This window comes from Microtetraspora sp. NBRC 13810 (genome assembly GCF_030268685.1).
GTDB lineage: Bacteria > Actinomycetota > Actinomycetes > Streptosporangiales > Streptosporangiaceae > BSRQ01.
In genome coordinates this window covers 1-9113 of record NZ_BSRQ01000044.1, presented here as the reverse complement: position 1 = coordinate 9113, position 9113 = coordinate 1, and the positions used below count along the sequence as shown (strand labels likewise).

The window sequence follows — 9113 nt, the reverse complement described above, 5'->3', positions numbered from 1 at the left end:
CCCGCTCCGCAGTCCCCAAACCAGGACGAACCCGACTCGGAAACCCCTGAAACGACAAGATCCCGCCTGATCTCGATGATCAGACGGGATCCCGTCAACTTCAGTCCAGCCGTTTCAAGAACGGCCCGAACTGGAACACGAGGGGTTCGTCGTCGGCCGGCCCGGGCTGGGCACGTTCGTGCGGCGGTCCCTGGGCAGCGGATCCACGGCCGATCAGACCCGGCTCCGCCGCGACCTCGCCCGGTGGGTGCACGACTGCCGCGAAGCGGGGCTCGACCAGGGAGACATGGAGGCGCTGTTCGCCACGGTGCTCGCCGACTCCGCCCAGGAGGAGATCGCATGACAGCGGATCGGACAGTGAGGATGTTCGACGGCGGATCCGGTGAGCTCACCGCCCTCGCACAGAGCCCGACCGCTCTGGAGGCCGTGAGGCTCGCCAAGCGGTATCGGGGCACATGGGCGTTGCGAGACTGCACACTGTCCGTCCCCGCCGGCCGGGTCGTCGCACTCGTCGGACCGAACGGCGCGGGCAAGTCCACGTTCCTGCACCTGTTCGCCGGGCTGATCACCCCCACCCGGGGCAGCGTGCGCGTCTTCGGCGAACCAGTCGGGCAGCGGGCGGCGGCCCTGGCGCGGGTGGCGTTCCTGGCCCAGGACAAACCCCTCTACGACGGCTTCACCGTCGCCGAGATGCTCCGCTTCGGACACCATCTCAATCCGGGGTGGGACGACGCCCTGGCCCGGCAGCGGCTGGCGGAACTGGACATCCCGCTGAACCGCAAGATCGGCAAGCTCTCCGGAGGCCAGCAGGCACAGGTCGCGCTGACCATCGCCGTGGCCAAGCGGCCGGATCTGCTGGTCATGGACGAGCCGCTCGCCAACCTCGACCCCGTGGCCCGGCACGACGTCATGCGCTCCCTGATGGCGGCGGTCGCCGAGACTCAGCTGACGGTCGTGCTGTCCTCCCACGTGGTGTCCGACCTGACCAACGCCTGCGACTGGCTGGTGGTGCTCAACCGCGGCCAGGTTCAGATCAGCGGCGAGGTCGACGAACTGCTCGCCACCCACCGGATGCTGTCCGGTCCGGCCGAGCTCGCCGACGGGATGGCGGCCCGGATGCCGGTGATCAGCGACAGCCGCAGCGAACGGCAGGCTGACCTGCTGGCCCGCACCGGCCCGGGAACGCCGTTGCACGACCCGCGATGGACAGCGTCCGGCGTGAGCCTGGAGGAGCTGGTGCTGGCCTACCTGCGCCGCCCCGACGCCACCTCGCTGCCTCGTCCGACCCTGACCATTTCCTGATCGTCAAGGAGACATCGAAGTGTTGTGGCTTACCTGGCGGCAGCACCGCATGCAGGTGCTCGTCACCACGGTGCTGCTGGCCGTACTCGGCGCGGTTCTGCTCATCAACGGTGCGGGCGCGGCCGACTTCGCCGCCCAGAACGCCCCGGCGACCGACTGCGTGGCGGACACGCCCGTCTGCAGCGCTTACCTCGTGGAGATGAACGAGCGCATACGGTCGGTGGGTGAACTCCTCGGCTGGCTTCCGCTGCTGGCCCCGGCGATGATCGGCGCCTTCTGGGGCGCTCCGCTCCTGGCCCGGGAGTTCGAGCAGGGCACGCACCAGCTGACCTGGACCCAGTCGGTGACGCGGCGGCGCTGGTTGGCGGCCAAGATCGTCGGGCTCGGTGCCGCGGTCACGCTCGGCGGGCTGGCGCTGGCCGGCATCGTGGAGCCGTGGCTGGCCGCCTTCGACGTCCCCCCCTACAACGTTGACCGCTTCGACATGAGGTGGTTCCGCGTTGTCGGCATCGTGCCGGCGGCGTGGTGGCTGTCCGCGTTCGTGCTCGGCATGGCCGCCGGCACGCTGTTCCGGCGAACCCTGCCGGCGATGGCGGTGACCCTGGCGGTGTGCGCGTTGGCATTCTTCGGACTCCTCAGGGCGCCATCTTCCTACGCGACACCGGAACGAGTCGTGCAGGCCACGGTCATGGACGATCCCGAGCCGGATGATTCCCTGTACGTGGACAGCTACTGGATCGACAGAGGCGGCGTGAAGTTCACGTCTCAGGAGAGAGCGCTCGCGCTCGCCGGCTCCTGTGGAACAGACGAAACGACCAAGAAGTACGCCAAGTGCTCTTTCAGCCACGGCTATCGACAGGTGACCGAATTTCACCCCGCGGACAGGTTCTGGCAGTTCCAATGGACCGAAGCGGGAATCCTGCTCATCCCCGCTCTCGCATTGGGCGGGGTCGCCGTCCGGCGCACCCTTCGGCCCCGCATCTGAAACCGATCATCGCCTCATCACGGTGACGGGACGGCCTGGCGCAGGACCGTCACCGCCGCCTGCAAGGCGTCCAGCAGAGGGCGAGCAGTGGATCATGCAGGACCCCGAGAGCATCGAGTTTCGCTGCCGGGACCCCAGGTCGCGTGCGCGTTAAAACAGCCAGGCCCGCAGCACATGGTCCGGGGTGCTCATCCGGGCCGGGTCGAGGTTCATCCACTCGCCCAGATGCTGCGTGACCGCCGCTGTCACCGCCCGGGACACCGCCGGATCGCTGACCTTGCCGAACCGCAGGTTCGATCACGGCCGTCACGATCTTACGCAGCGCCGCCTGGGCCGGGCTTCCCGCCGAGAACCGGCGCAGCCGCCGCCCGGCCACCGCACCGGTCCACTGCACCAGCGCACCCAGCAACGCGCCCGCGAAGTCCGCCTTCAACGACACTGCGTGATCGGAAGCGGTGATGGTGGATCAGGGCACCATCGAAGCAGCCGGACGGTCAGCGCGCAGGCAACCTTGTGCGGGGGCCACAGCGTGGTATGGGGTAAAGACGGAAGCGCCCCTCCAAACGGGAGATCTCTGATGCGCCGCAGAATCGCCAGTGCAGTCCTAGCCGCCCTCATGACGATCGGTATGTCGGCCGCGATCGCCTCGGCAGCCACGCCCGCTCACGCCGACTTCAGTTACTGCTGCTGATCCTTGACGCCGCGCGGGCACTCCCCGCGTGGAAGGCATGCAGGGCACCGCCACGGAGGTCGGGTGGTGCCCTTCATGTCCCAGGGTTGAGCAAACGCGACGGCCGCCCGCGCGTTCCGTACGGGTCCAGAACTGGCGACCTCGCGTAATCAGCTGTCGCGTGTTCGCGCGCTTCATCGGCCACAACGACCCCGACTACCGAAAGAAGATCATCAAGTTCAACGAGCTGCTGGCCAACTGCGTGATCTACTCCACCGCCTGCGACGTCACCGACGCCGCCAACACCATCGCCGCCGAAGGCCGCCCCGTCGCCCCTGACGACCTGGCCACCATCTCGCCCTACATCACCCACGTCATCCGCCGGTTCGGCAACTGGATCCTCAACCTGACCCCGCTGGCCGCTGCCCCGACAACTCAGCTCGATCTCGAATCCCGCATCTCGAATCCGCGTCCTGTTCGCCCCATGATCTGAAGCCAGGACTACCGAGACCCTGAACTGGAGGCAGTCGTGGAAACCGACTACGAACGCAGACTTCGCGAGACAGTGGAGAAGATCCAGGCGCGCAGCTCCGTACGAACGGAAAAATACGACCGGGGACCGCTGGCTGTTTACATGGAACGTGCCGAAGACGCACTTGAGATCATACGGATAGTGGAGGAGATTCCGCTGTCCGCCGAACTGACCAGGAACTTTCACCGTCATTCCAGCCTCTTGTTCGCCTGGCGGGCACTGGACCCGTTCGAGGCGATCGCAGGGGAATTCCATATCGTGCACATCGCCGAGGCGATGCTACGCGGAGCCCGGACATCGCCGATCTACCCGGCGACCCCCGAAGAAGAGCGACTGGTCGAGGCATCCAAGATCTTCGAGACCCATCCTGTGGGAGGGACCGGCACTTACTCCGCACTGAGGCTCACCCGGAACCAGGACTCGCCGGAGATCTGGTATTTCGACATCAGGCAGGGTCCCACCCGGCTTCACATTAGCTACGGCGACTACCTCGACGTCATGTTGCGCACCAAGGGCCTCTACGGCTGGCAGTACCTCTTTGCGAAGCCGGATCCGGACAACTACGGAATGTGCGTGTCACTGCCCTACCTGCGGGACGGGCTTGACTTTCTCGCCCATGAATTCCCCGATGACGATCTGTCGGATCTCCGGGCCAAATTGGAGGAGCGCATGCGAATCACGGGCGAGGAGTCGTAGGGGTGCGGGCAAAGGCCGCGCCAGTAGTTTGATCTTGAGCGGTGTCACCAGTTCTGCCCCATGATCGACGGGCTTCGCCGCATCGTCTTTATGGACGGAGTTTCTGGACGGTATCGAGCCTGGTCGTTAGTTTGTCCGGAAAAGTATATGTTTCCGGACGGCTGGAGGTTGGATTGCTGGGAAGGTGTGGGCGAATCAAAGGTGAACTCGACCAGGCGGTGGCGGAGCTGAAGAACGCGCACAGCGCTGTGGGCGACGGGCCTGCGCATCTTCGACGGCGTCGGCCCCATCCGCCTTCAACTGGTGGCCGCGACCCCGTACCGGTCGGGCATCGTGCGGCTGCGCTACCGGCCTGCGACTGGCTGATCCGCCCTGGCGGTCACCATCTCGGTCCGGCGCGTCTTCGCCCGGCATTGAATAGCCTGGCCCGCGAGCGTCGGGTAGATCACAACGCATTTGGAGGTGCGGCGATGGACACATCCGCGTATTTGACGGCCGTTGTCGAGCAGACGAACACGCTTGCCGATTGGGTGCACGGCAGGGATGCGGCGACCCCGGTGCCGACATGTCCGAAGTGGACGCTGGCCGATCTTGTCGACCATGTCGGCGGGACACAGCGTATGGTGGCGATGCTCGTGGGTGAGCAGATGACCGAGCCGAGCAGGGCGTACGCCGGCTACGTTCCGGGTCCCACCGATTCGGGCCAGTGGCGCGCCTGGCTGAGCGACGGCGCGGCCGAGGCGAGACAGGCGTTCGCATCGGTCACCGATGACACGCCGGTGTGGGATCCGTCGGGCGGCGCCGCGGGCGTGCCGTTCTGGTCACGTCGGCTGTTCGGCGAGGCTTGCGTGCATCGCGCGGACGCGGCTGTGGCGCTCGGCATGCCGTACGAGTTGGCGCCGGAGCTTGCCGTTGCGGCCATCGAGGACTGGCTGAACACGATGACTTCCCGCGGCTACTGGGAGAACAGGCCGGGCTTCGCCGATGCGATGCGCGGGGGCGGTCAGACTCTGCATTTCCACGCAACCGACGCGCCTGGGGAGTGGGTGGCACGCCGGGAAGCGGACAGGGTCGTACTGGAGCGCACGCACACGAAGGCGGACGTCGCGGTACGCGGCCCAGCCGCCGAGCTCCTGCTCGTGATCAGCAGGCGTCGTCCACTGGATGCGGCTCCTACCCTGGAGATCCTGGGGGATCGGGCGCTGTTCGACCACTGGATCGAACACATGGACTGGGTCACCGGCGGCTGACCCACTGACGCTGATGGCAGGAATGTGCGGTTGCCGTGCCGCCTCACATTCCGCGGGGCTGTCTCGTCGTACAGCCGAGACCGACATCGTGACCCCGGCCAGGAAGGAAACCCGATGAGCGACGCACAGGCCATCGTCGACCGCTTCGAGATCGAGGCGTTGCGCGGCGAGTTCACCGACGCGGGGATGATGCGCGACTACGACCGCCTGGCATCGCTGTTCACGCAGGACGGCGTGTGGCGGATCCCCGACGTCAACGTCGGCTTCGTCAGCAGGGAGGAGATCCGGGCCGGGGTCGAACGGCTACGGGAACTGTGGGACTTCTTCGTACAGAACGTGCACCCGGGCACGATCCAGCTTCAGGGCGACACCGCGGTCGGCCGTGCGTACGTCTCGGAGTTCGGGCGGATGCGCGACGGGAGCTCGCATCTGAACTACGCCGTCTACCACGACCGCTACCGCCGCACCTCGGACGGCTGGAAGTTCGCGGAGCGCGTCTACGAGATCAGATACGTCGACACCACTCCCCTGGCGGGCTCGGCATCTCACGCCGCGCCTGCTCCCGGGAACTGATGCGGTGACCGGAGCCGGGCAGGCGCCCCGGCACCGGGGAGGAGCTACGGCGCGGGGCTCGCTCGGTGGAGGTTGCAGGCGCAGTTACGGGGCGGGCTCCGGTGGGGGTTGCAGGCGCAGTTCGGCGGTGACGGCGCGTTCGCGCAGGCGGGCGGCCTCGGCTCGGGCGGATTCGAGCTGCGCGCGCAGATCGGCCACGCGCGAACGCTCCAGCGCATGCTCCATCCGCAGGCGCTCCCCCTCCGCGCCGGCCTCACGCGCACGCTCCTCGGCCCGCGCCACCCGCTCGTCAGCCTCCCGCCGCTCCTTCTCGGCACTCTCGGTCGCCCGTACGGCTTGCGCCCGCAGCGCCGCCAGCTCGGCCTCGGCCGTGGCCTTACGCGCCGCCGCCTCGGCAACGGCCCGTGATCTGGCCTCTTCCGCCGCGTCGGCCCTGGAGACGGCGCGGTCCCGCTCCGCCTCCGCCGCCTGGGCCCGGGCGATCGCCGCGGCGGCCGCCTGCTCGGCCTCCAGGCGCACCCGCCCGGCGAGCTCCGCCTCCGTCCGCGCCTCGTCCCGCTCCCGCCCGGCGCGCTCCGCCTGCCGCGCCGCGTCGGCCGCGGCGGTCCTGGCCTGCGTCGCCTCGCCGAGCGCGGCGTCGACCCGCTCGGCCATCTCCCGCACCGCCAGGTCGCGGGCCTTCTCCGCGGTCTCCGCCCGCTGGCGCGCCTCCTCGGCCGCCTGCCGCGCGACCCGCTCGGTGGAGGCGGCCTCCCGCAGCGCGGCCAGCGCCTGTTCGCGCGCGGTCTCCGCGTCGGCCAGCGCGGTGTCACGCTCGGCGTCGGCCTCCTCCCTCCGGACACGCATCTCGTCACGCTCACGCCGGGCGTGCTCGGTGGCCTCCCGCGCCAGCCGTACCTGCTCGAAAGCCTGCTCCCGCTCGGTACGCGCGATCGCCACCCGGGTGTGCGCCTCGGCCTGCACCGCACTGATCCGCGCCTCGACGCCCGCCGGACTCAGCTCGTCGGCCAGCACCTGGGCCAGCGGCGCGATCGCGGCCGCCAGCCCCTTCTCCATCCGCTCGTAGAGCTCCTCGGCCCTCGCCAGCGACCCCTCCAGCCCCGGCGTCGCCCGCCGCATCTCCCGCTCACGCTTCGCCGCCGCCTGGCAGTCGCGCTGCGGACAGTATTCCCTCGGCCTCCCCCTCCCCTGCCGCCTCTCGACCGGCTCCCCACACTGTTTGCACAACGTCACACTCTGACTCTCCAGCGCCACCCTCGAATCCTAGCATTTTGATTTTCCAGAAAATCAAAATCAGAAAAGCAGATCCGTTGCGTCGATGGCAGCCGAAGCAACTCACGAGAATGTCAATTCCCGCAAGTTACACGCTCTGTGACGCACTGATCCCACGTGTGAATCCAGCGGAGACCGGGCGCGCGTCTGCTGTCCGATCTCATGGAACTTGGCGCGGTCTCACGAGAGTTGGCGCCATCCGTTGCTCTGTCTTATCGAGTTGGCGTGCCCGCCGTCCGTGGCGGCGTCGGAGTCTCACGGACCTGGCGGGCAAGGGGTGAATGTCTCACCGAAGTTGGCGTGAATTGGAGGAAGTCTCAGACATCTGGCGTGCGTGATCGCTACAGTGCGTCCCCATCTGGCCGTGATCGTTACGGTGCGAGGCGAGGGGAGACAGATGACTGGTTTACCGGCTGGCCAGCTGGTTCACAGGACGGAGTTCGAAGTGGTGTTCATGGACAGCACAGGTGCGGAGCAGCATGCCGCACTCGCGTTGAGCTGGAACATCCCGTTCGAGCGGGCGATGGCGGTGCGCACGTTCCCGTCCTATCGCGGGCAGAAGAACTTTCCGGGGCTGTGGTGGTCGGCCACGACTGGCGAACACGTCGGCTACGAATCATGGGTGGAACGCGACGTGCTGATGATGATGGATTTCGATCCGGACATCGTGGCCTTCGCCGCCCAGCCCTTCTGGCTGATCTGGCTTCAAGAGGACCGCGTGCGGAGGCACGCGCCTGACTACTTCGCCCGCACAGTTGACGGTCAGGGCCTGGTCGTTGACGTCCGCCCCGACGACCGAATCGATCTGGCCGCGGCCGAGTCGTTCACGGCGATGGCACGAGCCTGCGCCGAGGTGGGTTGGGAGTTTCGCCGGACGGGCGGCCCCTCCCCTGAGCTGCGGGCGAACGTCCACTGGCTGGCGGGATACCGTCATCCGCGCTGCTTCCAGGAGGACATCGCCGAACAACTGCTGGAGGTCTTCGCCTCGCCTGCGCCCTTGCTTCGTGGCGCGCAGAAAGTGGGCGATCGGTTGGCCGTGCTGCCAGTCCTCTACCACCTGTTGTGGTCTGGACGGCTTACGGCGGACCTTGCCTCTGCCGTGCTCGGTCCGGTCACCGAGATCAGCGCGCGGGAGGTGCGATGAGTACGACACGCCCGCCGGCGCTACACATCGGAGACCGAGTCCAGTTCGAGGACGCCGCCCAGACCGTGGTCGGTCTATCGGGGACCTTGGTACGGCTGGCGGCCGAAGATGGCCGCACCAGCGTGGTTCACCTGCCGCATCTGCTGGCTGACCCCCGCTTCGAGCACCTGGGTGGACACACCGGCGCCCGGCTTCCGGCCGGGCTGCTGGACGGCCTGGCCGAGGAGGTGGTGGAGGAGGCGTGCTGGTGGGAGCAGCACATCGTGGAGGTCCTTACCGGGATCCGGCCGGACGCTCCGCCTGGAACCCCGCCTCGACCCGACTATGATCCCGCCACGCGCACGCTCCACGAGCGTGACCAGGCCAAAGCGCAGGAGCTGGCCGCTGAGGGTCGCGTCGGCGTCAGCCTGCGCACCGTGGAACGCAAGCGGCAGCGTTACCAGGTCAGCGGACTGGTTGGCCTGGTCGACCGGCGGCACGATCGCGCCGCAGGGCTGTCGGGACGCACAGACTCGCGGGTGCTGACAGCATTGGCGCAGGCCATCGAGGAGGCCAGCGACCAGGGGGCTTCCCCCATGAACGCGAACACCGATTTCAGGCGGCAGGCCTCAGACTATCTGCCATCGCCTCGTAGGCGATCGGGCTGAGTTGGCCGAGGCGGGAGTGCCGTCGGACCGTGTTGTAGCGGG

The 9113-nt window shown here is 67.9% G+C and carries 10 protein-coding genes; 9 read left to right on the top strand and 1 reads right to left on the bottom strand.

The window, feature by feature from the left end; genetic code table 11:
- Positions 1-178 precede the first annotated feature (178 nt).
- The 7 genes from QSK26_RS41270 (at position 179) to QSK26_RS41240 (ending at position 6008) form a co-directional block, all read left to right on the top strand.
- Positions 179-343, top strand: coding sequence for a hypothetical protein (locus QSK26_RS41270; RefSeq protein WP_285780825.1), 165 nt, complete (start codon positions 179-181; stop codon positions 341-343).
- Complete coding sequence (locus QSK26_RS41265) at positions 340-1302, top strand: ABC transporter ATP-binding protein (protein WP_285780824.1); 963 nt, start codon at positions 340-342, stop codon at positions 1300-1302. The genes QSK26_RS41270 and QSK26_RS41265 overlap by 4 nt, the downstream gene beginning before the upstream one ends.
- A gap of 49 nt (positions 1303-1351) precedes the next feature.
- Entirely contained in the window at positions 1352-2287 is a 936-nt protein-coding gene (locus tag QSK26_RS41260; protein WP_285780823.1) for an ABC transporter permease, read from the top strand.
- An 851-nt stretch (positions 2288-3138) separates the two neighbouring features.
- Positions 3139-3450, top strand: coding sequence for a Tn3 family transposase (locus QSK26_RS41255; protein ID WP_285780822.1), 312 nt, complete (start codon positions 3139-3141; stop codon positions 3448-3450).
- A 36-nt stretch (positions 3451-3486) separates the two neighbouring features.
- Positions 3487-4185, top strand: coding sequence for a hypothetical protein (locus QSK26_RS41250; RefSeq protein ID WP_285780821.1), 699 nt, complete (start codon positions 3487-3489; stop codon positions 4183-4185).
- A 470-nt stretch (positions 4186-4655) separates the two neighbouring features.
- Positions 4656-5435: a maleylpyruvate isomerase family mycothiol-dependent enzyme gene (locus tag QSK26_RS41245; protein WP_285780820.1), complete on the top strand. Its 780-nt coding sequence runs from the start codon at positions 4656-4658 to the stop codon at positions 5433-5435.
- 114 nt (positions 5436-5549) lie between these two features.
- Positions 5550-6008: a nuclear transport factor 2 family protein gene (locus QSK26_RS41240; RefSeq protein WP_285780819.1), complete on the top strand. Its 459-nt coding sequence runs from the start codon at positions 5550-5552 to the stop codon at positions 6006-6008.
- Between the two features lie 84 nt (positions 6009-6092).
- Here the strand turns inward: QSK26_RS41240 and QSK26_RS41235 are convergent, their stop codons facing one another.
- Positions 6093-7127, bottom strand: a complete 1035-nt coding sequence (locus QSK26_RS41235) for a coiled-coil domain-containing protein (protein WP_285780818.1) — start codon at positions 7125-7127, stop codon at positions 6093-6095.
- A 607-nt stretch (positions 7128-7734) separates the two neighbouring features.
- Between QSK26_RS41235 and QSK26_RS41230 the strand changes: the two genes are divergently transcribed.
- Both QSK26_RS41230 and QSK26_RS41225 read left to right on the top strand, forming a co-directional pair.
- Positions 7735-8424, top strand: coding sequence for a TnsA-like heteromeric transposase endonuclease subunit (locus QSK26_RS41230; RefSeq protein ID WP_285780826.1), 690 nt, complete (start codon positions 7735-7737; stop codon positions 8422-8424).
- Positions 8421-9071: a hypothetical protein gene (locus QSK26_RS41225; RefSeq protein WP_285780817.1), complete on the top strand. Its 651-nt coding sequence runs from the start codon at positions 8421-8423 to the stop codon at positions 9069-9071. Before QSK26_RS41230 ends, QSK26_RS41225 begins: the two co-directional genes overlap by 4 nt.
- The last annotated feature ends 42 nt before the right edge of the window (positions 9072-9113 follow it).